A 26,843-nucleotide genomic window follows, 5' to 3' on the forward strand; every position below is an offset into this window, starting at 1 on the left:
CTGCTGGACCACTGTGCGACTGGTGCGCGAGCCTACTGGCAGGCACTGACAGGGGCGTCCCGTCCGGGTGCGTACCGCTTCACCGCTCGCGCGACCGGGCGATGCGCACCATGTTGCCCGCGGGGTCGCGGAAGGCGCAGTCGCGGACGCCGTAGGGCTGGTCGATCGGCTCCTGGAGCACCTCGCCGCCCGCGGCGCGGACGCGTTCGTAGGCGGCGTCCACGTCGTCGGTGGAGAGGTTGACGCCGCGGAGCATCCCCTTGGCCAGCAGTTCGGCCAGGGCGCGGCGGTCGGCGGCCGGGGCGTTCGGGTCCGCGAGGGGCGGCTCCAGCACGATCTCCACGTCCGGCTGGGCGGGGGACCCGACGGTCACCCAGCGCATCCCCTCGAACGCGACGTCGTTGCGCACCTCCATCCCGAGCGCGTCGCGGTAGAAGGCGAGCGCCTTGTCGTGGTCGTCGACGGCGATGAAGCACTGCGAGAGTCTGATGTCCATGCGTTTCACGCTACGGGCGGAGCGGGGGTCGCGCTTCTCCGTTCCTGACCGGTCGTGTGAGCGTCATGGCGACGCACGGGGGGACGGCCGCGCCCGCCCCGTGGTCCTGTGCGCGGTAGGCGCTGGGGCTCTTGCCGACCAGCTCGGTGAAGCGGGAGCTGAACGACCCCAGCGACGTACAGCCGACGGCGAAGCAGACCTCGGTGACCGACAGGTCGCCCCGGCGCAGCAGGGCTTTGGCCCGCTCGACGCGGCGGGTCATGAGGTAGCCGTACGGGGTCTCCCCGAAGGCGGCGCGGAAGCTGCGGGAGAAGTGCCCGGCGGACATGTGGACGGCGCGGGCGAGCGAGGGGACGTCGAGCGGTTCGGCGTAGTCGCGGTCCATGCGGTCGCGGGCCCGGCGCAGCCGGACCAGGTCCTCCAGGGTCACCCCTCCACCCTGCCACAGCCCCCCGGCCCGGCCCCGGCGCCCGTGGCGGGCGGGTGGCGTGCGGTGGCGGTCGCGCGTGCCGAGCGTCACCCTGGACAGCGCAGGCGACCGGCGGGTAACTTCGGAGGAAGTCTGAGCAAGCGCTTAGCCGTGTCGGCGACCCGTCCTGCCGGCGCTCAGCCCTGTACGCGACTTCCGCGAACCGACTGCCGATCTAGGAGGCATCCCGTGCGCCGTACGGTATTCAACGAGGACCACGAGGCGTTCCGGGAGACCATCCGGGCCTTCATCGCGGCCGAGGTCGTGCCGGTCTACGACGAGTGGTTCGCCGCCGGCCAGGTGCCGCGCGACTTCTACCTGAAACTCGGCGAGCTGGGGATCTTCGGCATCGAGGTGGACGAGGAGTACGGCGGCGCGGGCATCGACTCGCACAAGTACGAGGCCGTCATCTACGAGGAGACCGCGCGCGCGGGCGTCTCCTTCGGCGGCTCCGGCGTGCACACGCTGCTCGGCCTGCCGTACCTGAAGATGCTGGCCACCGACGACCAGAAGAAGCGCTGGCTGCCCAAGTTCGCCATCGGCGAGGAGATGTGGGCGCTCGCCATGACCGAGCCGGGCACCGGCTCCGACGTCGCGGGGATGAAGACCACCGCCAAGCTCTCCGAGGACGGCACGCACTACGTCCTCAACGGCGCGAAGACGTTCATCACCGGCGGCGTGCACGCCGACCGCGTGATCGTCTGCGCCCGCACCGCCGCCCCGCGCGAGGACGACCGCCGCTTCGGCATCTCCCTCTTCGCCGTCGACACCACGTCCGAGGGCTACTCGGTCGGCCGCAAGCTCGACAAGCTCGGCCTGCGCACCTCCGACACCGCCGAGCTGGCGTTCGTCGACGTCAAGGTCCCGGCCGAGGACCTCCTCGGCGAGGAGAACAAGGGCTTCGGCTACCTCGGCACCAACCTGGCCTCCGAGCGCTGGGGCATCGCCTTCGGCGCGTACGCGCAGGCCGCGGCGGCCGTCCGCTTCGCCAAGGAGTACGTGCAGCAGCGCACGGTCTTCGGCAAGCCGGTCGCCTCGTTCCAGAACACCAAGTTCGAACTGGCCGCCTGCCAGGCCGAGGTGGACGCCGCCCAGGCCGTCGCCGACCGCGCGCTGGAGGCCCTGGACGCCGGCGAGCTGACCGCGGCCGAGGCCGCCTCCGCCAAGCTGTTCTGCACCGAGGTCGCCCACCGGGTCATCGACCGCTGCCTCCAGCTCCACGGCGGCTACGGCTTCATGAACGAGTACCCGATCGCCCGCCTGTACGCGGACAACCGCGTCAACCGCATCTACGGCGGCACCAGCGAGGTCATGAAGTCGATCATCGCCAAGTCCATGGGCCTGTAAGGGGTCTCGCCCCCTCCATGAGCCCCGCACCCGACCCCCTGCTCGATCTGCTCCGCCTGCTCGACCTGGAGCGGATCGAGCGGGACATCTTCCGGGGCACGAGCCGCAGTTCGCTGGTGCCCCGCGTGTTCGGCGGCCAGGTGGCGGCCCAGGCGCTCGTCGCCGCGGGCCGCACCGCGCCCCCGGACCGCCCCGCGCACTCCCTGCACGCGTACTTCCTGCGGGCCGGGGACCCCGGCGCGCCCATCGTGTACACCGTGGACCGCATCCGGGACGGGCGGTCCTTCACCACCCGCCGCGTCGTCGCCGTCCAGCACGGGCAGCCGATCTTCCACCTCTCCGCGTCCTTCCAGGCGTACGAGGAGGGGCTGGAGCACCAGGCCGCCATGCCCGCGGCCCCGGACCCGGAGACCCTGCCGACCGCCGCCGAACTGCTGCCCCGGTACGCGGACCGCTTCAGCGATCCGGGCGTCGTGGACCGGCTGATCGAGGCGCGGGCGGCGGTGGACCTGCGGTACGTGGACGCGCCGCCGTTCGGCACGGTGGGCGAGGCGCGCGAGCCGCGTTCGCAGGTGTGGTTCCGGACGAACGGCAAGCTCGCCGACGACCCCCTGCTGCACGTCTGCCTGGCCACGTACGTCTCCGACATGACCCTGCTCGACTCGGTGCTCCTCGCGCACGGGCGGGGCGGCTGGGCCGTGGGGGACGTGGTGGGCGCGAGCCTGGACCACGCGATGTGGTTCCACCGGCCGTTCCGGGCCGACGAGTGGCTGCTGTACGACCAGGAGTCCCCCTCGTCCTCCGGCGGGCGGGGGCTGGGCCAGGCCCGTATCCACACCGCCGGCGGGGAGCTGGCGATCACCGTCATCCAGGAGGGAGTCGTCCGCGTCCCCCGGCGATGAACGGGAGATGAGCCGCCGATTCCGACATACTCCGCAGCATGAGCGACCCGAAGGCCCATGGTGAAGAGCGCGGCGCGCGAGCGGACGACGGCGAGCGGGGCGGTGACGGGGAGTCCGCCTTCACGGTGGTCGTCGCGGCCGCCGCCAATCTGGGGATCGCCGTGGCGAAGGCCGTCGCCGGGCTGATCAGCGGCTCCAGCGCGATGCTCTCCGAGGCCGCCCACTCGGTCGCGGACACCGTCACCGAGCTGATGCTGCTCACCGCGCTCAAGCGCGGCGGGAAGCCCGCCGACGAGGACCACCCGCTCGGCTACGGCCCCGAGCGCTACATCTGGGCGATGCTCGCCTCCATCGCCACGTTCGTCGGCGGCGCCGTCTTCTCGATCTACGACGGGGTCCACACACTGGTGGCGGGCGAGGAGCTGGGCGACCCGCTGGTCTCCTACATCGTCCTGGGCGTCGCCTTCCTGCTGGAGGGCTACTCGCTGCGGACCGGGATCAAGCAGGTGCGGCGCGAGGCGTCGCGGCTGCACGTCCCGGACGCGTACTACCTGCGCCACACTCCCGACACGGCGGTGAAGGCCGTCGTGATGGAGGACTCGGCGGCGCTGGCCGGGCTGCTGCTGGCGGCGGGCGGCCTGCTGGGCGGGCAGCTCTCCGGCTCGGGCGTCTGGGACGGCGTCGCCTCGGTCCTGATCGGCCTGCTGCTGGTGTACGTGGCCTGGGTCCTCGGCCGCTCCAACGCCCAGCTCCTGATCGGGCGGCCGCTGCCCGCCGCGATGCGGGCCGGGGTGCGCGAGGAGTTGCTGTCCGTGCCGCACATCGTGGACGTGCTGGAGCTGACCACGCTGATCCAGGGGCCGACCGAGGTCCTGATCGCCGCGAAGATCGACTTCCGCGACATGGCCACCGCCGAGGACGTCGAGTGGGCCTGCGAGGAGGCGGAGGCCCAGTTGCGCGAACGGTTCCCCTCCGTGCGCCGTCTCTACCTGGACCCGACGCCGGGCCGCCGGCAGCACCGCCCCTGACCCCCGGCCGACCGGGGGCGCGCGGCCGTCCCCGGAGCGGCCGGGGGCGCGCGGCCGTCCCCGGAGCGGCCGGGGGCGCGCGGCCGTCCCCGGAGCGGCCGGGGCGCGCGGCCGTCCCCGGAGCGGCCGGGGCGCGCGGCCGTCCCCCGAGCGGTTACGCCGCCGGCTCCCCGACGGCGGGCCCGTACGGCTCCGCCTCCAGCAGTCCGGCCGCGTGGAGGAGGTAGTCGGTCATCGGGTCGTAGAAGCGCGGGTCGGTCACGTGGTCGTCCAGCGGGACCGCGACCCGCAGGGTCCCCTCCGCCTCCCCGAGGAACAGCGCCGGGTCGTTGCAGTCCGCGTAGCCGATCGCGTCCAGCCCCCGCTGGGCCGCGCACCCCGCCCAGCCGTGGTCCGCGACGACGAGGTCGGGCAGCGGGCGGCCCCGGTGGGCCAGGCCGTCCAGGACGGCCGCCATCGGGGCCGGGGAGTGGGTGTGCCAGAGCGTCGCGCCGCGCTCCAGCACCGCGACGTCCGCGAACTGGAAGACCATCCCCTCGTCCGCCGTCAGCCCCGAGGGGATGCGGACGATCTCGCAGCCCGCCCGGCGCAGGGCGTCCGCCGTCTGCCGGTGCACGTCCAGCAGGCCGCCGGGGTGGCCGGTGGCGAACAGGACCCGCTCCCGGCCGTCCGCCGCCTTCCGCAGCCGGGCCGCCATCCGGTCCAGGGCGTCGACCGTCAGCTCGGGGTCGATGGTGTCCTGCCCCGTCCGGTGCGCGGGGTCGTCGCTGACCCCGCACCGCTCCGCCATCACCGCGAGCACGTCCTGCTCGTCGCTCCAGCGGTCCCCCAGCTCCAGGCCCAGCCAGAAGTGGCGATCGCCGTTGGCGAGCTTGCGGTAGTGGGAGAGGTTGTTGTCACGGGGCGTGGCGACGTCCCCCGCGATGCGCGTACGGACGAGGTGGTCGACGAGGGCGGCGCGGCTGGGTATCGGCATGGGCCCATTGTGCCGTCCGGGGCGCGGGGCGCGCCCGGCGTTCGGCCGGGCCAGCGCCGCCCCGTGGCCCTGGGGGCGGTGGGCTGGGGCCCCGCTCCCCGAGGCCGGGGTGATGGCGCCCGTCGCCCTCCCCGTGGCGCGGGCCCGGCGGGTCCGCTCAGGCGGGGTCCGCCGCCGCGGCGAACGCGCCCCGCGCCAGCCGGTGGAGCAGGGCGGCGGTCGCGGCGCGGCCGGGCAGGGCCTCGGGGCGGGCCAGGTGCGGGGTGGAGTTCAGCAGGCCGAAGACGGCGTGCACGGTGACGCGGGCCTGGTTCTCGGCGAGCGCGGGGTACAGGGCGCGGACGACGCCGACCCACAGTTCCACGTACTGGCGCTGGAGGCGGCGCACCCGCTTGCGGTCCGTGTCGCGCAGCCGGTCCAGCTCGCGGTCGTGGAGGGTGATCAGGGGGCGGTCGTCGAGGGCGAAGTCGATGTGGCCCTCGATGAGCGCGTCCAGAAGGGCCTCGGGGGAGCCGTCGCCCCGCTCGGCGTCCTGCGCGACCCGCAGTCGGCCGCCCTCCAGCAGGCGTTCGCTGATGCCCACCAGCAGTTCGGCGAGCATCGCGTCCTTGCCGGCGAAGTGCCGGTAGAGGCCGGGGCCGCTGATCCCCACGGCCGCGCCTATCTCGTCGACGCCGACTCCGTGGAAGCCGCGCTCGGCGAAGAGGCGGGCGGCCTCCCGGAGGATCTGCTCGCGGCGGGTGGGAGCCGCGACACGGGCGGCGGCACGGGTGCTCATGGAAGCCCATTCTAGACAGGGTCGTTAGCGCTCGTTAACCTGGCCCGGAACGGGTTAACGCTCACTAACACCGGCGACTCACGGTCGCGGCAAGGGCAAGGGGGCTCGACACGATGCAGCAGGCACCGGTCCTGGCGAGCGCGGCCGATCCCGCCTCGGCGGCCTGGCGGGCCAACGAGGCGGCGCACCGCGCGCTCTCCGACGAGCTGGCGGCACGGCTCGCAGCGGCACGGCTCGGCGGGGGTGAGAAGGCGCGGGCCCGCCATGTGGCGCGCGGCAAGCTGCTGCCGCGGGACCGGGTGGACGCCCTCCTCGATCCGGGCTCGCCGTTCCTGGAGCTGGCCCCGCTGGCGGCCGAGGGGCTGTACGGGGGCGCCGCCCCGGCGGCCGGGGTGATCGCGGGGATCGGGCGGGTCGCCGGGCGCAGTTGCGTCGTCGTCGCCAACGACGCGACCGTCAAGGGCGGCACGTACTACCCGATGACCGTGAAGAAGCACCTGCGGGCGCAGGAGGTGGCGCTGGAGAACCGCCTGCCCTGCCTCTACCTGGTCGACTCCGGCGGCGCGTTCCTGCCGATGCAGGACGAGGTCTTCCCCGACCGGGACCACTTCGGGCGGATCTTCTACAACCAGGCCCGGATGTCGGGGGCCGGCATCCCGCAGATCGCGGCCGTGCTGGGCTCCTGCACGGCGGGCGGGGCGTACGTCCCGGCGATGAGCGACGAGGCGGTCATCGTCCGCGGCCAGGGCACGATCTTCCTGGGCGGCCCGCCGCTGGTGAAGGCCGCGACCGGCGAGGTCGTCACCGCCGAGGAGCTGGGCGGCGGCGAGGTCCACTCCCGCACGTCGGGGGTGACCGACCACCTCGCGGAGGACGACGCGCACGCCCTGCGGATCGTCCGCGACATCGTCGCCACCCTGCCCGGCCGCCCCCCGCTCCCCTGGTCGGTCGTGCCGGCCGAGGAGCCCGCGGCCGACCCGGCCGGGCTGTACGGCGCGGTCCCGGTGGACCCCCGCACCCCGTACGACGTGCGCGAGGTGATCGCCCGCGTGGTGGACGGCTCGCGCTTCCAGGAGTTCAAGGCGGAGTACGGCACGACGCTGGTCACCGGGTTCGCCCGCGTCCACGGCCACCCGGTCGGGATCGTCGCCAACAACGGCATCCTGTTCTCCGAGTCGGCCCAGAAGGGCGCGCACTTCATCGAGCTGTGCGACCAGCGCGGCATCCCCCTGGTCTTCCTCCAGAACATCTCCGGCTTCATGGTCGGCCGGGACTACGAGGCCGGCGGCATCGCCAAGCACGGCGCGAAGATGGTCACCGCCGTGGCCTGCACCCGCGTGCCGAAGCTGACGGTCGTGGTCGGCGGCTCGTACGGGGCGGGCAACTACTCCATGTGCGGCCGGGCCTACAGCCCCCGCTTCCTGTGGATGTGGCCCAACGCCAAGATCTCCGTCATGGGCGGCGAGCAGGCCGCCTCCGTGCTGGCCACCGTCAAGCGCGACCAGCTCGGCGACGACTGGAGCGCGGAGGACGAGGAGGCGTTCAAGGCCCCGGTCCGCGCCCAGTACGAGACCCAGGGCAACGCGTACTACGCCACCGCCCGGCTCTGGGACGACGGGGTGATCGACCCGCTGGAGACCCGGCAGGTGCTGGGCCTCGCCCTGACGGCCTGCGCCAACGCCCCCCTGCCGCACAAGGACCCGGCCGCGCCCGGCTTCGGCGTCTTCCGGATGTGAGGAGCAGATGACGATGTTCGACACCGTTCTGGTCGCCAACCGAGGCGAGATCGCGGTCCGGGTGATCCGCACCCTGCGCGCGCTGGGGGTCCGCTCGGTCGCGGTCTTCAGCGACGCCGACGCGGACGCCCGGCACGTGCGCGAGGCGGACACGGCGGTGCGGATCGGCCCGCCGCCCGCCGCCGAGAGCTATCTGTGCGCGGACCGCATCCTGGAGGCGGCCCGGCGCACGGGCGCGCAGGCCGTCCACCCCGGCTACGGCTTCCTCGCGGAGAACGCGGACTTCGCGCGGGCCTGCGCGGACGCGGGGCTGGTCTTCATCGGGCCGCCCGCCTCGGCGATCTCCCTGATGGGCGACAAGATCCGCGCCAAGGAGAGCGTGGCGGCGGCCGGGGTCCCGGTGGTCGCCGGCTCCTCGGGCAGCGGCCTGAGCGACGAGCGACTGGCCGCCGCCGCGCGGGAGACCGGGATGCCGGTCCTGCTGAAGCCGTCGGCGGGCGGCGGCGGCAAGGGGATGCGCCTGGTCCGGGACGCCGGGGCGCTGGACGAGGAGATCGCGGCGGCCCGGCGCGAGGCGCGGGCCTCCTTCGGGGACGACACCCTGCTGGTGGAGCGGTGGATCGACCGGCCGCGCCACATCGAGATCCAGGTGCTGGCCGACGCGCACGGCAACGTCGTCCACCTCGGCGAGCGCGAGTGCTCGCTCCAGCGCCGCCACCAGAAGATCATCGAGGAGGCCCCCTCGGTCCTGCTGGACGAGGCGACCCGTGCGGCGATGGGCGAGGCGGCCGTGCAGGCGGCGCGCTCCTGCGGGTACGTCGGCGCGGGCACGGTGGAGTTCATCGTGCCGGGCGACGACCCCGCCGCGTACTGCTTCATGGAGATGAACACCCGCCTCCAGGTCGAGCACCCGGTCACCGAGCTGGTCACCGGCCTGGACCTGGTGGAGTGGCAGCTCCGCATCGCGTGCGGCGAACACCTCCCGTACGCGCAGCGGGACATCACGCTCACCGGCCACGCCGTCGAGGCCCGGATCTGCGCCGAGGACCCCTCCCGCTCCTTCCTGCCCTCCGGCGGCACGGTGCTGGCGCTGCGCGAGCCGCAGGGCGGCGGGGTGCGCACGGACTCCGGCCTCAGCGAGGGCGTGGCGGTGGGCAGCCTGTACGACCCGATGCTGTCGAAGGTCATCGCGTACGGCCCCGACCGCGCGAGCGCCCTGCGCACGCTGCGGGCCGCGCTCGCGGACACGGTGATCCTGGGCGTGCCGACCAACGCCGGCTTCCTGCGGCGGCTGCTGGCCCACCCCGACGTGGTCTCCGGCGACCTGGACACCGGCCTGGTGGAGCGGGAGGCGCCGGGGCTGGTCCCGGACGGGGTGCCGGACGAGGTGTACGCGGCGGCCGCGGCGGTCCGCCGCGACGCGCTGGCCCCCCGACCGGACGCGGACGGCTGGACGGACCCGTTCTCCGTGCCGAGCGGCTGGCGCACGGGCGGCGTCCCGGCCCCGCTGGTGTTCCCGCTGCGGGTGGCAGGCGCGGAGCCGGTGGCGTACGGGGCGCCGCCCGGCGCGACGGTCGCGCCCGACCGGGTGACGGTCGAGGTCGACGGCGTGCGGACCGGCTTCCACCGCAGCGGCCACTGGCTCGGCCGGGACGGCGACACCTGGCACGTCCAGGACCACGACCCGGTGGCGGCGTCGCTGAGCGGGGTCGGGCGGGGCGGGGCGGACACGCTGGCGGCCCCTATGCCGGGCACGGTCACGGTGGTGAAGGCGGCCGTCGGGGACGAGGTCGCGGCGGGGCAGAGCCTGCTCGTCGTGGAGGCGATGAAGATGGAGCACGTGATCTCGGCCCCGCACGCCGGGACCGTCACCCACCTGGACGTCACGCCCGGCGCGACGGTCGCCATGGACCAGGTGCTGGCCGTGGTGGCGCCCGCGACCGCCCCGGAGGGGTCGTGACGGCGGCCCGGCGGCCCCTGCCGATGGCGGTCCCGGCCTCCGGACTGCCCGCACGGGTCCGCATCCACGAGGTGGGCCCCCGCGACGGCCTCCAGAACGAGAAGGGCGTCGTGCCCACCGAGGTGAAGGCCGAGTTCGTCCACCGGCTGGCCGCGGCCGGGCTGACCACCGTCGAGGCGACGAGTTTCGTCCGCCCCGAGTGGGTGCCCCAACTGGCGGACGCCGAGCGGCTTTTCCCGATGCTGGGAGACCTGAGCGGGGTGTCGCTGCCGGTGCTCGTCCCCAACGAGCGCGGCCTGGACCGGGCGTTGGCGCTCGGAGCCCGGTCGATCGCGGTGTTCGGCTCGGCCACGGAGACGTTCGCCGCGCGCAACCTCAACCGGACCGTGGACGAGTCGCTGGCCATGTTCGCGCCGGTGGTCGCCCGCGCACGGGCGGGCGGGGTGCGGGTGCGCGGGTATCTGTCGATGTGCTTCGGCGACCCGTGGGAGGGCGCGGTCCCGGTCGACCGGGTCGTCCGGGTCGCCAAGGCCCTGCTGGACCTGGGGTGCGACGAGCTGTCGCTGGGCGACACGATCGGGGTGGCGACGCCGGGCCATGTGGCGGCGCTGCTGACCGCGCTGAACGCGGCGGGCGTGCCCACCCCCGCCGTCGGCGTCCACTTCCACGACACCTACGGCCAGGCGCTGTCCAACACCCTGGCCGCGCTCCAGCACGGCGTGACCACGGTGGACGCCTCGGCGGGCGGCCTCGGCGGCTGCCCGTACGCGAAGAGCGCCACGGGCAACCTCGCCACCGAGGACCTCGTGTGGATGCTCGACGGCCTCGGCGTCGAGACCGGCGTCGACCTCGACGAGCTGACCGCCACCAGCGTGTGGCTCGCCGGACACCTGGGCCGGCCCAGTCCGTCCCGCACGGTCCGCGCCCTGGCCCCCTCCTCTCCCGCCTCTCCCACAAGGAGCGAGTGACCATGCCCCTGGACCACCGGCTGACCGCCGAGCACGAGGAACTGCGCCGCACGGTCGAGCAGTTCGCCCACGACGTCGTCGCGCCGAAGATCGGCGACTTCTACGAGCGCCACGAGTTCCCGTACGAGATCGTGCGCGAGATGGGGCGGATGGGCCTGTTCGGGCTGCCGTTCCCGGAGGAGTACGGCGGCATGGGCGGCGACTACCTCGCCCTCGGGATCGCCCTGGAGGAGTTGGCCCGCGTCGACTCCTCGGTGGCGATCACCCTGGAGGCGGGGGTCTCGCTGGGGGCGATGCCGCTGCACCTCTTCGGCACCGAGGAGCAGAAGCGCCGCTGGCTGCCGAGGCTCTGCGCGGGCGAGGCGCTGGGCGCGTTCGGCCTGACCGAGCCGGACGGCGGCTCGGACGCGGGCGGCACGCGCACGACGGCGGTGCTGGACGAGGCGGCCGGCGAGTGGGTGATCAACGGGTCGAAGTGCTTCATCACCAACTCGGGCACGGACATCACCGAGCTGGTCACGGTGACGGCGGTGACCGGGCGCAAGCCCGACGGACGCCCGCTGATCTCCGCCATCATCGTCCCCTCCGGCACCCCCGGCTTCGCGGTCGCCGCCCCCTACTCCAAGGTCGGCTGGAACGCCTCGGACACCCGCGAGCTGTCCTTCACCGACGTCCGCGTGCCCGCGGCGAACCTCCTGGGCGAAGAGGGTCGCGGCTACGCGCAGTTCCTGCGCATCCTGGACGAGGGCCGCGTCGCGATCTCCGCGCTGGCCACGGGGTTGGCGCAGGGCTGCGTGGACGAGTCGGTGAAGTACGCGGCCGAGCGCCACGCGTTCGGCCGGCCGATCGGCGCCAACCAGGCCATCCAGTTCAAGATCGCGGACATGGAGACGCGCGCCCACATGGCCCGCGTCGGCTGGCGCGACGCGGCCTCCCGGCTGGTGGCGGGCGAGCCGTTCAAGAAGGAGGCGGCGATCGCGAAGCTGTACTCCTCCACGGTCGCCGTGGACAACGCCCGCGACGCCACCCAGATCCACGGCGGCTACGGCTTCATGAACGAGTACCCGGTGGCGCGCATGTGGCGCGACTCGAAGATCCTGGAGATCGGCGAGGGCACGAGCGAGGTCCAGCGGATGCTGATCGCACGGGAGTTGGGGCTGCCGGGCTGAGAGGGCGGGGCCGGCGGGTTTTGGCGGGCGCGCGGCGGTGGTGAGCGTCGGGTTCGGCGGGCGGGCGGCGGTGTCGGCCGAGACTCACTCCTCGTCCTCCGCTGACACCAGGTCAGGGCAGAGCGAATGCCCACACCGGCAGGGCGGCCACCTGAGCGCGGCACCGGGGACGAGGTCGTCGTCCCCCTGACCGGAGTCGGCCTTCGGGACAATGAGGACGCCGTCACTGCCCAGCTCGCGGATGAGACGGGAGAGATTTCGTCGGGCGCCACGGTTTTCCATCGCTCTGACCCCTGATCTTGCAGTCCTGGGACTACGACTCCACGGGTTCCGATGCCTGCACGCAGTCCCAGGACTGTCAACGTTCGGTCACTGTGTTTGACTGCTCTCGTCGAGAGGAGCAACGCATGGCACCCAAGTGGCGAGACCTGGCCGACAAGCTGGCCGAACGCATCCGGAGCGGTGAGTACGCGCCGGGTCGGCCGCTGCCGCACATCAGAGATCTCGTGGCGGCAGGCGAAGGCTCCAAGTCCACGGTCCATGCGGCATACCGGGCGCTGGAGGCAGAAGGCCTGGTCACTTCGTCACGCGGTCACGGCACCGTCGTACGCCCGCCGGAAGCCCTCACCCGGCTCGGCATCGATCGGTACGACAAGGTGAAATGGCGTGACGGCGACGAAGTGGCCTTCATCGCCGACCGTGTGGCCTCAGGGCGGCCGCACCACCGTGGCGACCAGACACAGACGGTCGCCCGTGTGGAGGCCCCTGCGACCGTCGCCTCCGCCCTCGGCCTGCGGCCCGGCGCCGAGGTGTACGCGCGGTCTCGGCTGATCAAGGAAGAGGGCCGCCCGACGCACACCCTGACCAGCTACTACCGCCCCGAGCACGTCGAGGGAACCCGCCTCGTCGATCCGTCACCCGGACCGGCGGGCCGCGGCGGCGGGTTTCGCGTCCTGTACGAAGCGGGGTACGAGATCGACCACATGCGCGAGGAACTCTTCGCGCGCCCCGCCACGCCGGATGAGGTGAAGCTGCTCCGACTGCCGATCGGTGAAGCCGTGGTCGAGCTGCATCGAACCGCGTTCACCGCTGACGGCACAGTGGTCGAGTTCGCTATAGGGGTGCACGCGGCGTCCAGGTTCCGATGGACCTACGACTTCACCGTGCCCGACTCGGTGCGCGCGAAAGGCGAGGCGCCATGATCTCCAACCAGTCCTGGTCGGACGCGCGGCAGTTGTGGGACCACCACCTCATGCACCACGCCCTCCGCCCCTGTTCGGTCATCGTCGGGCTCGGCAGTCATGATCTCGGGGTGGCCGACACCTCGGCGGAGCTCTTCTTGCGCGAGCTGGCCCCTGTCATCGTGTTCACCGGTTCGACCAGCCCCACCACCCGTGACCGGATGCCTCGCGGCGAGGCCGTGCACTACCGGGAGCGGGCCGTCGAACTCGGCGTGCCGCCGTCCGCCGTGCTGGTCGAGCCTCACGCGCGCAACACCGGAGAGAACCTCCGCTTCTCGCGGGCCCTCCTCGCGGAGATCGGCACGGACGTGACCTCCGTCCTGCTGGTCAGCAAGCCGTACGAGGAGCGGCGCGCGTACGCCACGGCCCGCAAGCTGTGGCCGGGCGTCGATATCGTGAGCGCTTCCAGTCCGATGACGTTCGAGGAGTACGCGGCCTCGATCGGGGACGACCGACTGGTGATCGACATGCTGGTCGGCGCGCTGCAACGGCTGCTCGTGTACCCGACGCGGGGATTCATGATCGAGCAGCCCGTCCCGGACAGTGTCGCGGCGGCATACGAGCGGCTGGTCGGGGCCGGGTTCACCCGTCGCTTGATCCCCTAGGACGCACATCGAGCCGCGCTCCCCGCGTGAAATGGTTCGACGCCCTCCCGCCGGTCCGGCAGAGTCCCGTCATGGACCTCCGACACTGGCCCCTCCACGGACTCCGCCTGCGCACTCCGCGCCTCGAACTGCGCCTGCCCGACCTCGAACTCCTCGACGAGCTGGCCTCGGTGGCGGCCGGCGGGGTGCACGACCCGGACCGTATGCCGTTCACCGTGCCGTGGACCGACGGGACGCCCGAGGAGGTCGGACGGGCCGTGTTCCAGCACGTCCTCGCGACGGTGGCCGACTGGTCCGCAGAGGACTGGACGCTCAGCCTCGCCGTCCTCCACGAGGGACGGGTGGTGGGCCGGCAGGACCTGGCGGGGCGCGCCTTCGGGGTGCGGCGCGAGGCGGCGACCGGGTCGTGGCTCGGAGTCCCGTACCAGGGGCGGGGGTTGGGGAAGGAGATGCGCGCGGCCGCCCTCCACCTGGCCTTCGCCGGGCTGGGGGCGCGGTATGCGGTGTCCAGCGCCATGACCGACAACCCCCGGTCGCTGGGGGTCTCGCGGCGGCTCGGCTACGTGGACGACGGCCTGGAGACGGGCGCGGTCCGCGGGGCCCCCGTCACCCTGCGGAGGTTGCGGCTCGACCGGGCCGGATGGGAGGCGCACCGCACGGTGGAGGTCGCCGTGGACGGCCTCGACGCCTCCTGCCGCGCGGAGTTCGGCGTCTGAGCCGGCGCGCGTGACGCCTCGCGCGCCGGTCTCCCGTACGCCGATACGCCCTTCGCCCGTACGTCCCCACTGGTACGCCGCTGCGCGCGACGCCCGTGCGCCGGTCACGCGTCGCTTCCCGGTACGCGCGCCCGCCGTAGACCGAGGCCCCGGCGGCGTGCGCCCGTCCGCGCCCCACCCGTACGCCGGTACGCGTCCGGGACCGACCCCCTGGGCAGCCTCTGAAACCAAGGGTAGGCTTACCTTCGTCCCGGACCGTCCGGCGGACGCCGGGCGCGCTCGCCCTCGACTCGCGGTCCGCCGCGCTGGAGTGCCCGTTGACGACCGTCGCCGCCCCCACCGTCGCCCCGTTCCGGTTCTTCGAGCTGACCGTCCTGCACACCCGCCGACTGGGGCCCTCCCTGCTGCGGATCACCCTCGGCGGGCCGGGGGCCGACGGCTTCCGCGCCGGCGGCCGGGACCAGAGCCTCTCCCTCTTCCTCCCGCACCCCGGCCAGCACGAGGCCGTGGTCCCGGAGGGCGAGGACGGGGCGTGGTTCCCGCGGTGGCGGGCGCTGCCCGAGGACGTGCGGGCGGTGATCCGCTCGTACACCGTGCGGGCCCAGCGGACGCTGCCGGACGGCTCCACCGAGGTGGACATCGACTTCGCGCTGCACGGCGACGGCGGCCCCGCCTCCCGCTGGGCGCTGGCGGCCGCGCCCGGCGACCGGCTCAAGGTGCTCGGTCCGGCCGTCGCGGAGAACACCTCCATACGCTTCCGGCCACCGGCGGACACCGACTGGGTGCTGATCTGGGCCGACGAGACCGCCCTGCCCGCGGCCGCCGCCGCCCTGGAGTGGCTGCCGGCGGACATGCCCGTCCGGGCGTGGCTGGAGGTCCCGTGCGGGGCGGACCGGCAGAACCTGGCCGCCCCGGCCGGCTCCCGGATCACCTGGCTCGTCCGGGGCGAGGGCGCCGCCTCCGGCCTGGAGGCCGTGCGCGCGGCGGAGTTCCCGCTGGGCACGCCGTACGTCTGGATGGCGGGCGAGGCGTCCGGAGTGCGGGCGCTGCGCCGCCACCTCGTCCAGGAGCGCGGCCTCGACCGCCGGCGCGTGACGTTCGTCGGCTACTGGCGGCGCGGGTTGAGCGAGGAGCAGGTGCGGGCCGCGGAGGCGGCCACCGGGGCCGACATCGCGCAGTAGCCGACCGTTCGCCGCAGGGGCGAGAAGCGGACAACTGTCGTTCGGGGAGGTCAGGGACGGTAGCCGGGAAAGTTAGGTTAGGCTAACCTCGCTTCGGCATCGCCCCTCGTCCCCTTCTTCTGCCCGGAGGGCCGCGATGCGCGCCCCTCACTCGGGAGGACCCCCTTGATGCGTTCGCACCTGCTCAACCACACGACTGCGGGACAGTACCGGCGGACCGTCTCCGCGGGAGTGGAACGGGTCGCCGCCACCATCGCCGCCGCCGACCGCCCCTTCACCGGCATCGGCGTGGACGAACTCTCCCCCGTCATCGACGCGATCGACCTCGACCGGCCGCTCGGCGATGCCGCCGCCGCCCTCGACGAGCTCGGCGAGGTCTACCTGCGGGACGCCGTCTACTTCCACCACCCACGCTACCTCGGCCACCTCAACTGCCCGGTCGTCATCCCCGCCGTGCTCGGCGAAGCCGTCCTCTCCGCCATCAACTCCTCCCTGGACACGTGGGACCAGAGCGCGGGCGGCACCCTGATCGAGCGCCGGCTGATCGACTGGACCGCCGATCGGATCGGGCTCGGCCCGGCCGCGGACGGCATCTTCACCAGCGGCGGCACGCAGTCCAACCTCCAGGCCCTGCTGCTGGCACGGGAGGAGGCGAAGGTCCGGCCCGAGCACTTCACCCGTCTGCGGATCTTCACCTCCGAGTGCAGCCACTTCAGCGTGCAGAAGTCCGCCAAACTCCTCGGCCTCGGCTCCGACGCGGTGGTCTGCGTGCCCGTGGGGGCCGACAAGCGGATGCGGGCCGCGGATCTGGCCCGCGCCCTGGAGCAGTGCGTCGCCGAGGGGGCCGTCCCGATGGCCGTCGTCGCCACCGCGGGCACCACGGACTTCGGCTCCATCGACCCGCTGCCCGAGATCGCCGCGCTCTGCGAGCGGTTCGGCGCCTGGATGCACGTCGACGCCGCGTACGGCTGCGGGCTGCTCGCCTCCCGTGCCCGGCGCGACCTGCTCGACGGCATCGAGCACGCCGACTCGGTCACCGTGGACTACCACAAGTCCTTCTTCCAGCCCGTGAGTTCGTCGGCCATCCTGGTCCGCGACCGGGCGACCCTGCGCCACGCCACGTACCACGCGGAGTACCTGAACCCGCGCCGGATGGCCGAGGAGCGGATACCCAACCAGGTCGACAAGTCCCTCCAGACCACCCGCCGGTTCGACGCGCTCAAGCTGTGGATGACGCTGCGCGTCATGGGCGCGGACGGGATCGGCGAGCTGTTCGACGAGGTCTGCGACCTGGCCGCCGAGGGGTGGCGGCTGCTCAGCACCGACCCGCGCTTCGAGGTGGTCGTCGAGCCGCAGCTCTCCACGCTCGTCTTCCGCTACGCCCCCGCAGGCGCCGTCGACCCGCACGACGTCGACCAGGCCAACCTGTACGCCCGCAAGGCGCTGTTCGCCTCCGGCGAGGCGATCGTCGCGGGGACCAAGGTGGGCGACCGCCAGTACCTGAAATTCACCCTGCTCAACCCCGAAACGACCGCCGGCGACATCGCCGCGGTCCTCGACCTGATCTCCGGCCACGCCGAGAAGTACCTGGGAGACACCCTTGACCGCGCTTCCTGACCCCCACGACTTCATCGGGATCGGGCTCGGCCCGTTCAACCTCGGGCTGGCGTGCCTGACCGAGCCGATCGACGAGCTGAACGGCGTCTTCCTGGAGTCCAAGCCGGACTTCGAGTGGCACTCCGGGATGTTCCTGGAGGGCGCCCACCTCCAGACGCCGTTCCTCTCGGACCTGGTCACCATGGCGGACCCGACGTCGCCCTACTCGTTCCTGAACTACCTCAAGGAGCGCGGCCGCCTCTACTCCTTCTACATCCGGGAGAACTTCTACCCGCTGCGGACGGAGTACAACGACTACTGCCGCTGGGCGGCGGGCAAGTTGAGCAGCATCCGGTTCAACGAGACCGTGGAGAGCGTCCGTTACGACGAGGACGACGAGCTGTACACCGTGCACACCGCCTCCGGCGAGCGCTACCGCTCCCGCCACCTGGTCCTCGGCACGGGCACCCCGCCCCACATCCCCGAGGCCTGCGAGGGCCTCGGCGGCGACTTCCTGCACAACTCCCGCTATCTGGACGGGAAGGCGGACCTCCAGAGGAAGAAGTCCATCACCCTGGTCGGCAGCGGGCAGAGCGCGGCGGAGATCTACTACGACCTGCTCTCCGAGATCGACGTGCACGGCTACCAGCTCAACTGGGTCACGCGCTCCCCGCGGTTCTTCCCGCTGGAGTACACCAAGCTGACGCTGGAGATGACCTCCCCGGAGTACATCGACTACTTCCACGCGCTGCCCGAGGAGACCCGCTACCGGCTGGAGGCCGGGCAGAAGGGGCTGTTCAAGGGCATCGACGGGGCGCTGATCGACGCGATCTTCGACCTGCTCTACCAAAAGAGCCTGGCGGGCCCCGCACCCACCAGACTGCTGACCAACTCCGCCCTCCACAGCGCCTCCTGGGACGAGGAGGGCGGCGCGTACCGGCTGGGGCTGCGCCAGGAGGAGCAGGGCAAGGACTACACGCTGACCACCGAGGGCCTGGTCCTGGCCACCGGCTACCGCTACGCCCCGCCGGCCTTCCTGGAGCCCGTCGCCGGACGGCTGCGCCACGACAGCCGGGGCCGCTTCGACGTGGCCCGCAACTACAGCATCGACGTCACCGGCCGGGGGGTCTTCCTCCAGAACGCGGCGGTGCACACCCACTCGATCACCTCACCGGACCTGGGCATGGGCGCCTACCGCAACGCGTACATCATCGGCGAGCTGCTCGGCCGCGAGTACTACCCGGTCGAGAAGTCCATCGCCTTCCAGGAGTTCGCGATATGAGCACCTCCCCCGCCATCGGTTCCTTCACCGTCCGCCCGCTGGACCCCGGCGCCGACGCAGCCCTGGTGCACCGCTGGGTGACCCACCCCAAGGCCGCGTTCTGGCTGATGGGCGACGCGACGCCGGAGGACGTGGAGAAGGAGTACGCGGCCATCGCCGCCCACCCCCACCACGACGCGTTCATCGGCCTGCACGACGGCGAGCCCGCCTTCCTGGTCGAGCGCTACGACCCGGCCGAGGTCGAGCTGAAGGGGCTGTACGAGCCGGAGCCCGGCGACGTCGGGATGCACTTCCTGGTCGCCCCCTCCGACACCCCGGTGCACGGCTTCACCCGCGCCGTGATCACCGCGGTGATGGAGTTCCTGTTCGCCGACCCCTCGGTGCGCCGGGTCGTGGTCGAGCCCGACGTCGCCAACAGCGCCGTACAGGCCCTCAACAAGGCCGTCGGATTCCAGGTGCTGCGGGAGATCGCCAAGCCGGAGAAGAAGGCCCTGCTCAGCGCCTGCACCCGCGAGCAGTTCGACGCAGCGACCGGAGGTACCGACCGATGACGAACGCCCTCGCCGAGAGCGTCGCCCACCTCTCCCCGGAGCGCTGGGCCACCGCAAACCGACTGCTCGTCCGCAAAGCACTGGCGGAATTCAGCCATGAGCGGCTGCTGACCCCCGTCCCCCTGGGCGAGGACCGCTTCACCGTGCGGAGCGACGACGCCGCCACCGAGTACCGCTTCTCCGCGCGGCTGTTCGCCCTGGACCACTGGCAGGTCGAGGCCGACAGCATCACCCGGCACCGAGACGGACGCGAACTCCCTCTGGACGCACTGGAGTTCTTCATCGAGCTGCGGCAGGCGCTCGGCCTCTCCCCCGAGGTCCTGCCGGTCTACCTGGAGGAGATCTCCTCCACCCTGGCCGGAACCGCCTACAAACTCACCAAGGAACCGGCCACGTCCGCCCAGCTCGTCGCCGCCGGCTTCCAGGCCGTCGAGACGGGGATGACCGAGGGCCACCCGTGCTTCGTCGCCAACAACGGGCGGCTCGGCTTCGGCGTGGACGAGTACCGGGCGTACGCCCCCGAGGCCGCCTCGGAGGTCCGGCTGGTGTGGCTGGCCGCCCGCCGCGAGCGCGCCACCTTCACGGCGGGCGCGGGTCTGGACTACGACGCCCTGGTGGAGGGCGAGTTGAGCGAGGCGGCGCGGGAGCGTTTCGCCGGTGCGCTGCGCGGGCTCGGCCTCGACCCGGACGACTACTTCCTGCTGCCGGTCCACCCCTGGCAGTGGTGGAACAAGCTGGCGGTCACCTTCGCCGGGGAGCTGGCCGAACGGCATCTGGTGGTGCTCGGGGAGAGCGAGGACCGCTATCTCGCCCAGCAGTCGATCCGGACCTTCTTCAACACCGACCACCCCGAGAGGCACTACGTCAAGACGGCCCTCTCGGTCCTGAACATGGGCTTCATGCGGGGTCTGTCGGCCGCCTACATGGAGGCCACGCCCGCCATCAACGACTGGCTGGCCGGCCTCATCGAGCGCGACGACCTGCTGCGCGGGGCCCGGTTCTCGATCATCCGGGAGCGGGCCGCGATCGGCTACCACCACCGGACGTACGAGACGGCCACCGCCAAGGGCTCCCCGTACCGCAAGATGCTCGCCGCCCTGTGGCGCGAGAGCCCGGTGCCGGGCCTGCGGCAGGGCGAGCGCGTGGCGACCATGGCCTCGCTGCTGCACACCGACCACGAGGGCCGGTCGGTGGCGGGGGTGCTGGTCGCGGAGTCCGGGCTCGACCCGCAGGTGTGGCTGCGGCACTACCTGGACGCCTACCTGGTGCCGGTGCTCCACAGCTTCTACGCCTACGACCTGGTCTACATGCCCCACGGCGAGAACGTGATCCTGGTCGTGGAGGACGGCGTCGTCACCCGCACGATCTTCAAGGACATCGCCGAGGAGATCGCGGTCATGGACCCGGACGCGGTGCTGCCGCCCCAGGTCGAGCGCATCCGCGTCGAGGTGCCCGAGGACATGAAGCTGCTGTCGGTCTTCACCGACGTCTTCGACTGCTTCTTCCGCTTCCTCTCCGCCCAACTGGCCGCCGAGGGCGTCCTGGACGAGGACTCCTTCTGGCGGACGGTCGCCGCCTGCGCACGCGGCTACCAGGACGCGGCGCCGCACCTCGCGGACAAGTTCAAGGAGTACGACCTGTTCGAGGAGGAGTTCGCGCTGTCCTGCCTCAACCGCCTCCAGTTGCGGAACAACCGGCAGATGGTCGACCTCGACGACCCGTCCGGAGCACTGCAGTTGGTCGGCCGGTTGAGGAACCCGATCGCCGGGCTCTGAGCGCCCTCCGCGGGCGGCGGACTGGCAGAATCGCCGCCATGGCGGAAATCATCCAGCGCGACGGGACATGGACGTTCGACGGGGAGACGGTACGCGTCGTGCCGGGCGGGAAGGCGCACCCGCTCCGGCAGGCGCTGGGCGAGACGTCCGTCCCCCTGCGGGCGCTGGCGGGGATCTCCTTCGAGTCCGAACGCAAGGGCGGGTGGCTGCGGTTGCGGCTGCGCGGCGGCGCGTGCCCGGTCCTGCGGGCCGGCGGCGGCCGGTTGAAGGACGGCGCCGACCCCTACGCGCTGAGCGTCGAGAAGGAGCGCACGGGGGTCGCGGAGTACTTCGTCGACGCGGTCCGCGACGCGCTGCTGATCGAGCAGGTCCCGAGCGACCCGGTGGACCGCTTCCTGCTGCCCGGCCCCGCGCTGCCGGTCTCCGGCGGGGGCGGCGACGGCACGGCCTCCTTCGACGGCGAGACCGTGCGGCTGACCTGGAACTGGAAGGCCGAGGAGGCGAAGACCGCGGCCGGGCCGTCGTCCCTCCCGCTGGCGCGGATCGCGGACGTGCGCTGGCTGCCCTCGATCGGCCTGGAGAACGGGTACCTGCGCTTCGAGCCGGTCGACGGGCCCGTCACCGCCCCGCCCAAGTACGACCCGTACTCCCTGGACCTGTGGGGCATGTCCAAGAAGGAGTACACCGCGGTTTTGGTCGCGGCGGCGGTGCTGGCCCGCCTGCCCCGAACCCGCCCGGCCGCGTCCGGGCCCGCCGCGGCCCTCGCCCCGGCCGCCGCCGCGCCCGCCGGCGACCACGACGCCCTGCTGCGCCGCCTGCGGGAGCTGGGCGAGCTGCACCGGTCGGGGGTCCTCACCGACGAGGAGTTCACCACCGCCAAGCAGGCCGTCCTCCGGAGCCTGTGACCCGATCCGACCCCTCCACCACCCTTCCGCTGCCCGATATCGGGCAGATTTCTTGCACAAGGGCGTCCGGACACGCAATATCGACGGGTGCTTGAACGCCGCTCGTCGCACGACGACCTCATTGACCACCTCGTACGCTCCACCGCGCTCCAGCGCGGCGAGGCCGCGCGGGTGGTCCTCGACGTGCTGGCGTACTTCGACGAGAGCACCGAGGACTACGTACGGCGCCGCCACCGCGAACTGCAGTCCGGCGGCCTGGTCAACACGGAGATCTTCGAGCGGATCGCGGCCGAGCTGCCGCACCGCGCGGTGGCGCCGCCGGAGCTCTCGCTCCGCCAGTTGCGCCGCATCGTCTACGGCTGAGCGCCGGGCGCCCGGTGCGGGGCGCCGAACAGTGATCGTGTACGTCGATGGAGGGGCAGAGAATCCATGTGCGGAATCGTCGGATACATCGGGAAGCGCGACGTCGCTCCGCTGCTGCTGGAAGGGTTGCAGCGGCTGGAGTACCGGGGCTACGACTCCGCGGGCATCGCCATCACCGGCAAGGCCGCGGCGGGCAGGCCCGGCACGCTGAAGACGGTGAAGGCCAAGGGCCGGGTCCGCGAGCTGGAGGCCAAGGTCCCCAAGCGGTTCGCCGGCACCACCGGCATCGCCCACACCCGCTGGGCCACCCACGGCGCCCCCAGCGACGAGAACGCCCACCCGCACCTGGACGCGGAGAACAAGGTCGCCGTCGTCCACAACGGCATCATCGACAACGCCTCCGAGCTGCGCGCCAAGCTCACCGCCGACGGCGTCGCCTTCCTCTCCGAGACCGACACCGAGGTGCTGGTCCACCTGATCGCCCGCGCACAGGCCGACTCCCTGGAGGAGAAGGTCCGCGAGGCGCTGCGCTCGGTCGAGGGCACGTACGGCATCGCCGTGCTGCACGCCGACTTCAACGACCGCATCGTGGTCGCTCGCAACGGCTCGCCCGTCGTCCTCGGCATCGGCGAGAAGGAGATGTTCGTCGCCTCCGACGTCGCCGCCCTGGTCGCCCACACCCGCCAGGTCGTCACCCTCGACGACGGCGAGATGGCCACCCTCAAGGCCGACGACTTCCGCACGTACACGACGGAGGGCTCGTCCACGACGGCCACGCCGACCACGGTGGAGTGGGAGGCCGAGTCGTACGACATGGGCGGCCACGACACGTACATGCACAAGGAGATCTCCGAGCAGGCCGACGCCGTGGACCGGGTGCTGCGCGGCCGGATCGACGACCGGTTCTCCACCGTGCACCTGGGCGGCCTCAACCTGGACGCCCGCGAGGCGCGCGGGGTGCGCCGGATCAAGATCCTGGGCTGCGGCACCTCGTACCACGCGGGCCAGATCGGCGCGCAGCTCATCGAGGAGCTGGCCCGCATCCCCGCCGACGCCGAGCCGGCCTCCGAGTTCCGCTACCGCAACCCGGTCGTGGACCCCGACACCCTGTACGTCGCGGTCTCCCAGTCGGGCGAGACGTACGACGTGCTCGCCGCCGTCCAGGAGCTCAAGCGCAAGGGCGCGCGCGTCCTGGGCGTGGTCAACGTGGTCGGCTCCGCGATCGCCCGCGAGGCCGACGGCGGCACGTACGTCCACGCGGGCCCCGAGGTCTGCGTCGTCTCCACCAAGTGCTTCACCAACACCGTGGTGGCCTTCGCCCTCCTCGCGCTCCACCTGGGCCGCATCCGGGACCTGTCGGTCGCCGACGGCAAGCGGATCATCGACGGGCTGCGCAGGCTGCCCGAGCAGATCAGCGAGATCCTGGCGGGCGAGGACGAGATCAAGCGGCTGGCGGCGGAGTACGCGGACGCCAAGTCGATGATGTTCATCGGCCGGGTGCGCGGCTACCCGGTGGCCCGCGAGGCCTCCCTCAAGCTGAAGGAGGTCTCGTACATCCACGCCGAGGCCTACCCGGCCTCCGAGCTGAAGCACGGCCCGCTCGCGCTCATCGAGCCCGCGATGCCGACCGTGGCGATCGTGCCGGACGACGACCTGCTGGAGAAGAACCGCGCCGCGATGGAGGAGATCAAGGCCCGCAGCGGCCGCATCCTCGCCGTCGCCCACCAGGTCCAGGAGAAGGCCGACCACACCATCGTCGTGCCGAAGAACGAGAACGAGCTGGACCCGATCCTCATGGGCATCCCGCTCCAGCTCTTCGCCTACCACACGGCCCTGGCGATGGGCCGCGACATCGACAAGCCGCGCAACCTGGCGAAGTCCGTCACGGTCGAGTAGACCGCCGCGCCGCACGGCCCGAGGGCCCCGCACCGTCCCCGACGGCGCGGGGCCCTCGTGCTTCCCGGACGGGGCTGGGCCTCGCGCTCCAGGGCAGGGCGCAAGGCGGGCCGTGACGGACGCTCAGGGGCGGTGACGGACTCCCGCGGGCGGAGCCGGGCGCTCAGGGGATGACGATGACGGGGCGCCGCGCCCGTCGCGCGAGGCGGCCGGAGACCGAGCCGAAGAACCGGCCGACGATGCCGTGCGTGGAGCCCACGACGATGGCGTCGGCGGCGTACTCCCGGCCGACCTCCTCCAGCTCGTGGCAGATGTCGCCGCCGCGCTCGACCAGCACCCAGGGCACGTCGCGGAGGTAGTCGGCACAGGCCAGCTCCAGCCCGAGGACCTCGGTGCGGTGGTCGGGGACGTCGACGAAGACGGGGGGCTCGCAGCCCGCCCAGACGGTGGTCGGCAACCGGTTGGCGACATGGACGATGATCAGGCCCGAACCCGACCGGCCGGCCATGCCGATGGCATAGGCGAGAGCCCGCTCGCTGGACGTGGAGCCGTCGAAGCCGACCACGACTCCGTGCCGGAAGGCGGGATCGCACGCGTGGCGTGCTTCTTCGACCGCCCGCGGCGCCGACGCGGGGTCGGCTAGCCGCTTGCGGTCCTGGGGTTCGGGGATTTCGTGACCGGCCATCGATGTCTCGGCGAAGAGAGTCCTCGTGAGGAGGGAGCGGGTTCGAGAAGTGCTCAGCAGGTGGTGCAGCTCTGTCCGGGAATCGTCTTCCCTACCCCCTACCCTCCAGGGTAAGGCGTCACGCCTCCACTGCCCAGATCCCCGCAAAAGCGCGCTCGACGTTGCAGGGAGTGTGCCCGAGGCCGTCCGGGATGGCAATGCCGGATGTGTCGTACACGGGCCCGAGGAAGCGAAAACCCCGTCCGCCGCCCTGTTTTTCCGCTGAGCCCCGCGACCGCCCCGCACACCGGCCGGCCACCCCCGCACCCGGCCCCCGTTGGCCACGCCTCCGCCGGGCCGCCGGACCGGCGGAGGCGGCCGCGCCGACCCTCGCCGGGGGCGGGCGGGGCCCCGGTCCGCGACCCGAGGGGCGGCGCGGCGGCGCGGGCCTCCCCCGGCCGATCGCCCGGACCCGCGCGGCTCGGCGCCCGTAGCGCATCGGTCGGTAATTGCGCTCGCCCCGCTCCGGAGCCGTTTCCGCCCGTCACGGCCGCCTCGGCGCTCCGAACGCGCCAAGGTTCGGGCGTCCGAGGGAGCGCACCGGGGCGGCCGCCGACCCGCAGTTGTGCGCCGGGCGTGACCGAATCCCCTCCGCACAACCGATGGTTTCAAGCCAACTTCTGCCGGGTGCCCCACCCATGCCGGGACGGCCGGACACCCCACTGCCCACCAGGCAGGAAGAGACCGCGCGGTACGCTTTCACCCGACGCGGACGGGCCACGTTGTCGAAGGGCACTTCCCTGTGCGCTTCGCGGGTGAAACGCTTCGTGATCGAACGCTTCACGCCACGTGTCCTTATCGACTTAGCGCCGGTGGGGGAAGGTGTCACGGCGAGACCACGCGACGCAGTAGATTCGATCTTGAAAATCGGAGACTGGGGACCCGTGCGATACCGAGGGGAAACGTGCAGGAGCGACAGGCCCGTAAGGACCAGGGAGACGCGAACACCGAGGGGGGCTTAGCGTCATGAGCCAGGACTCCGCCGCCGCGACGGAGGCCGCACGCAAACTGACCGGGCGGCGACGCCGGGAAGTCGTTGCCGTGCTGCTGTTCAGCGGCGGCCCTATCTTCGAGAGCTCCATTCCGCTCTCCGTTTTCGGAATCGACCGGCAGGACGCGGGAGTTCCCCGCTACCGCCTGCTGGTCTGCGGCGGCGAGGAAGGGCCGCTGCGCACGACCGGGGGGCTCGAACTGACCGCGCCCTACGGCCTGGAGGCGATCAGCAGGGCCGGCACCGTGGTGGTGCCCGCCTGGCGGTCGATCACCTCGCCGCCGCCCGCCGAGGCGCTGGAGGCGCTGCGCCGCGCCCACGAGGAGGGCGCCCGCATCGTCGGCCTGTGCACGGGGGCCTTCGTACTGGCGGCAGCCGGCCTGCTCGACGGACGGCCGGCCACCACCCACTGGATGTACGCGCCGACGCTGGCCAAGCGCTACCCGTCGGTGCACGTCGACCCCCGTGAGCTGTTCGTCGACGACGGCGACGTGCTCACCTCCGCGGGCACGGCCGCGGGCATCGACCTCTGCCTCCACATAGTCCGCACCGACCACGGCACGGAGGCCGCCGGGGCGCTCGCCCGCCGGCTGGTCGTGCCGCCGCGGCGCAGTGGCGGGCAGGAGCGCTACCTGGACAGGTCTTTACCCGAGGAGATCGGCTCCGACCCGCTCGCCGAGGTCGTGGCCTGGGCCCTGGAGCACCTGCACGAGCAGTTCGACGTGGAGACGCTCGCCGCACGCGCCTACATGAGCCGGCGGACCTTCGACCGGAGGTTCCGCTCGCTCACCGGCAGCGCGCCGCTGCAATGGCTGATCACCCAGCGGGTGCTCCAGGCGCAGCGGCTGCTGGAGACCTCCGACTACTCGGTCGACGAGGTCGCCGGCCGCTGCGGCTTCCGTTCGCCGGTCGCACTGCGCGGGCACTTCCGCCGCCAGCTCGGCTCCTCCCCCGCCGCGTACCGGGCCGCCTACCGGGCCCGCCGTCCGCAGGGGTCGGCGGAGAGCGCCGCGGTCGACCCGGTGGTGCCCGGCCAGGGCGCGCCGGCGGGCCGCCGGGGCGCGCAGGCGCCCGTCGCGGTGGCGGCCGGGGTGGGCTCCGCGGAGCACTCCCTGCCAGGGCCGGAGGCGTACGCCGCCGGACGCCCGGCCCTGCCGGGACAGCGGAGCGCCCCGTAGGGTGGGGTCC

General features: G+C 72.7%; 24 protein-coding genes. 19 read left to right on the plus strand and 5 right to left on the minus strand.

The window, feature by feature from the left end:
* Window positions 1-79 precede the first annotated feature (79 nt).
* Both ACZ6EJ_RS07245 and ACZ6EJ_RS07250 read right to left on the minus strand, forming a co-directional pair.
* Window positions 80-496, minus strand: coding sequence for a VOC family protein (locus ACZ6EJ_RS07245; RefSeq protein ID WP_469265154.1), 417 nt, complete (start codon window positions 494-496; stop codon window positions 80-82).
* A gap of 10 nt (window positions 497-506) precedes the next feature.
* Window positions 507-926, minus strand: a complete 420-nt coding sequence (locus ACZ6EJ_RS07250; protein WP_469265155.1) for a helix-turn-helix transcriptional regulator — start codon at window positions 924-926, stop codon at window positions 507-509.
* A 228-nt stretch (window positions 927-1,154) separates the two neighbouring features.
* Here ACZ6EJ_RS07250 and ACZ6EJ_RS07255 point away from each other — a divergent pair, with 228 nt between their 5' ends.
* The 3 genes from ACZ6EJ_RS07255 to ACZ6EJ_RS07265 are packed head-to-tail and all read left to right on the plus strand — an operon-like array spanning window position 1,155 to window position 4,242.
* A complete protein-coding gene (locus ACZ6EJ_RS07255) occupies window positions 1,155-2,312 on the plus strand; it encodes an acyl-CoA dehydrogenase family protein (RefSeq protein WP_469265156.1) in 1,158 nt (385 codons plus the stop codon).
* Between the two features lie 17 nt (window positions 2,313-2,329).
* Window positions 2,330-3,214, plus strand: coding sequence for an acyl-CoA thioesterase (locus tag ACZ6EJ_RS07260; RefSeq protein WP_469265157.1), 885 nt, complete (start codon window positions 2,330-2,332; stop codon window positions 3,212-3,214).
* Window positions 3,215-3,252: 38 nt separating this feature from the next.
* Complete coding sequence (locus tag ACZ6EJ_RS07265; protein ID WP_469265158.1) at window positions 3,253-4,242, plus strand: cation diffusion facilitator family transporter; 990 nt, start codon at window positions 3,253-3,255, stop codon at window positions 4,240-4,242.
* Window positions 4,243-4,396: 154 nt separating this feature from the next.
* Here ACZ6EJ_RS07265 and ACZ6EJ_RS07270 read toward each other — a convergent pair whose 3' ends face one another.
* Both ACZ6EJ_RS07270 and ACZ6EJ_RS07275 read right to left on the minus strand, forming a co-directional pair.
* On the minus strand, window positions 4,397-5,218 hold the full coding sequence (locus ACZ6EJ_RS07270; RefSeq protein ID WP_469265159.1) for a phosphatase: 822 nt from the start codon (window positions 5,216-5,218) through the stop codon (window positions 4,397-4,399).
* Between the two features lie 157 nt (window positions 5,219-5,375).
* Window positions 5,376-5,996, minus strand: coding sequence for an SACE_7040 family transcriptional regulator (locus tag ACZ6EJ_RS07275; RefSeq protein WP_469265160.1), 621 nt, complete (start codon window positions 5,994-5,996; stop codon window positions 5,376-5,378).
* 113 nt (window positions 5,997-6,109) lie between these two features.
* On the opposite strand from ACZ6EJ_RS07275, the gene ACZ6EJ_RS07280 reads away from it, so the two are divergent.
* The 15 genes from ACZ6EJ_RS07280 (at window position 6,110) to glmS (ending at window position 23,940) form a co-directional block, all read left to right on the plus strand.
* Window positions 6,110-7,732 (plus strand): carboxyl transferase domain-containing protein, encoded by a 1,623-nt coding sequence (locus ACZ6EJ_RS07280; protein WP_469265161.1) that lies wholly within the window; start codon window positions 6,110-6,112, stop codon window positions 7,730-7,732.
* Between the two features lie 7 nt (window positions 7,733-7,739).
* Window positions 7,740-9,692, plus strand: a complete 1,953-nt coding sequence (locus ACZ6EJ_RS07285; RefSeq protein ID WP_469265162.1) for an acetyl/propionyl/methylcrotonyl-CoA carboxylase subunit alpha — start codon at window positions 7,740-7,742, stop codon at window positions 9,690-9,692.
* A 23-nt stretch (window positions 9,693-9,715) separates the two neighbouring features.
* Window positions 9,716-10,660 carry a hydroxymethylglutaryl-CoA lyase gene (locus tag ACZ6EJ_RS07290; protein WP_469265284.1) on the plus strand — a complete coding sequence of 315 codons (945 nt, stop codon included), beginning with the start codon at window positions 9,716-9,718 and terminating at the stop codon, window positions 10,658-10,660.
* A 2-nt stretch (window positions 10,661-10,662) separates the two neighbouring features.
* Window positions 10,663-11,829 (plus strand): acyl-CoA dehydrogenase family protein, encoded by a 1,167-nt coding sequence (locus ACZ6EJ_RS07295; protein ID WP_469265163.1) that lies wholly within the window; start codon window positions 10,663-10,665, stop codon window positions 11,827-11,829.
* Window positions 11,830-12,236: 407 nt separating this feature from the next.
* Window positions 12,237-13,031 carry a GntR family transcriptional regulator gene (locus ACZ6EJ_RS07300; RefSeq protein WP_469265164.1) on the plus strand — a complete coding sequence of 265 codons (795 nt, stop codon included), beginning with the start codon at window positions 12,237-12,239 and terminating at the stop codon, window positions 13,029-13,031.
* Window positions 13,028-13,675 (plus strand): YdcF family protein, encoded by a 648-nt coding sequence (locus ACZ6EJ_RS07305; RefSeq protein ID WP_469265165.1) that lies wholly within the window; start codon window positions 13,028-13,030, stop codon window positions 13,673-13,675. The genes ACZ6EJ_RS07300 and ACZ6EJ_RS07305 overlap by 4 nt, the downstream gene beginning before the upstream one ends.
* Before the next feature lie 71 nt (window positions 13,676-13,746).
* Window positions 13,747-14,391, plus strand: a complete 645-nt coding sequence (locus tag ACZ6EJ_RS07310) for a GNAT family N-acetyltransferase (RefSeq protein WP_469265166.1) — start codon at window positions 13,747-13,749, stop codon at window positions 14,389-14,391.
* 317 nt (window positions 14,392-14,708) lie between these two features.
* Window positions 14,709-15,572, plus strand: a complete 864-nt coding sequence (locus ACZ6EJ_RS07315) for a siderophore-interacting protein (protein ID WP_469265167.1) — start codon at window positions 14,709-14,711, stop codon at window positions 15,570-15,572.
* Window positions 15,573-15,740: 168 nt separating this feature from the next.
* Entirely contained in the window at window positions 15,741-17,189 is a 1,449-nt protein-coding gene (locus ACZ6EJ_RS07320) for a pyridoxal phosphate-dependent decarboxylase family protein (protein ID WP_469265168.1), read from the plus strand.
* Window positions 17,173-18,450: a lysine N(6)-hydroxylase/L-ornithine N(5)-oxygenase family protein gene (locus tag ACZ6EJ_RS07325; protein WP_469265169.1), complete on the plus strand. Its 1,278-nt coding sequence runs from the start codon at window positions 17,173-17,175 to the stop codon at window positions 18,448-18,450. The genes ACZ6EJ_RS07320 and ACZ6EJ_RS07325 overlap by 17 nt, the downstream gene beginning before the upstream one ends.
* Entirely contained in the window at window positions 18,447-19,001 is a 555-nt protein-coding gene (locus tag ACZ6EJ_RS07330) for a GNAT family N-acetyltransferase (protein WP_469265170.1), read from the plus strand. Before ACZ6EJ_RS07325 ends, ACZ6EJ_RS07330 begins: the two co-directional genes overlap by 4 nt.
* The gene (locus tag ACZ6EJ_RS07335; protein WP_469265171.1) at window positions 18,998-20,776 is read left to right on the plus strand and encodes an IucA/IucC family protein; all 1,779 of its coding nucleotides are present in this window, start codon (window positions 18,998-19,000) and stop codon (window positions 20,774-20,776) included. The genes ACZ6EJ_RS07330 and ACZ6EJ_RS07335 overlap by 4 nt, the downstream gene beginning before the upstream one ends.
* 38 nt (window positions 20,777-20,814) lie before the next feature.
* Window positions 20,815-21,681 carry a DUF4429 domain-containing protein gene (locus ACZ6EJ_RS07340; protein ID WP_469265172.1) on the plus strand — a complete coding sequence of 289 codons (867 nt, stop codon included), beginning with the start codon at window positions 20,815-20,817 and terminating at the stop codon, window positions 21,679-21,681.
* An 87-nt stretch (window positions 21,682-21,768) separates the two neighbouring features.
* Window positions 21,769-22,044, plus strand: coding sequence for a hypothetical protein (locus tag ACZ6EJ_RS07345; RefSeq protein ID WP_469265173.1), 276 nt, complete (start codon window positions 21,769-21,771; stop codon window positions 22,042-22,044).
* Between the two features lie 66 nt (window positions 22,045-22,110).
* A complete protein-coding gene (gene glmS / locus ACZ6EJ_RS07350; RefSeq protein ID WP_469265174.1) occupies window positions 22,111-23,940 on the plus strand; it encodes a glutamine--fructose-6-phosphate transaminase (isomerizing) in 1,830 nt (609 codons plus the stop codon).
* A gap of 163 nt (window positions 23,941-24,103) precedes the next feature.
* Here the strand turns inward: glmS and ACZ6EJ_RS07355 are convergent, their stop codons facing one another.
* A complete protein-coding gene (locus ACZ6EJ_RS07355; protein WP_469265175.1) occupies window positions 24,104-24,625 on the minus strand; it encodes a universal stress protein in 522 nt (173 codons plus the stop codon).
* 1,005 nt (window positions 24,626-25,630) lie between these two features.
* Here ACZ6EJ_RS07355 and ACZ6EJ_RS07360 point away from each other — a divergent pair.
* Window positions 25,631-26,833 carry a helix-turn-helix domain-containing protein gene (locus tag ACZ6EJ_RS07360; RefSeq protein ID WP_469265176.1) on the plus strand — a complete coding sequence of 401 codons (1,203 nt, stop codon included), beginning with the start codon at window positions 25,631-25,633 and terminating at the stop codon, window positions 26,831-26,833.
* The last annotated feature ends 10 nt before the right edge of the window (window positions 26,834-26,843 follow it).

The sequence above is a fragment of the Streptomyces sp. NPDC041970 genome, assembly GCF_055588985.1.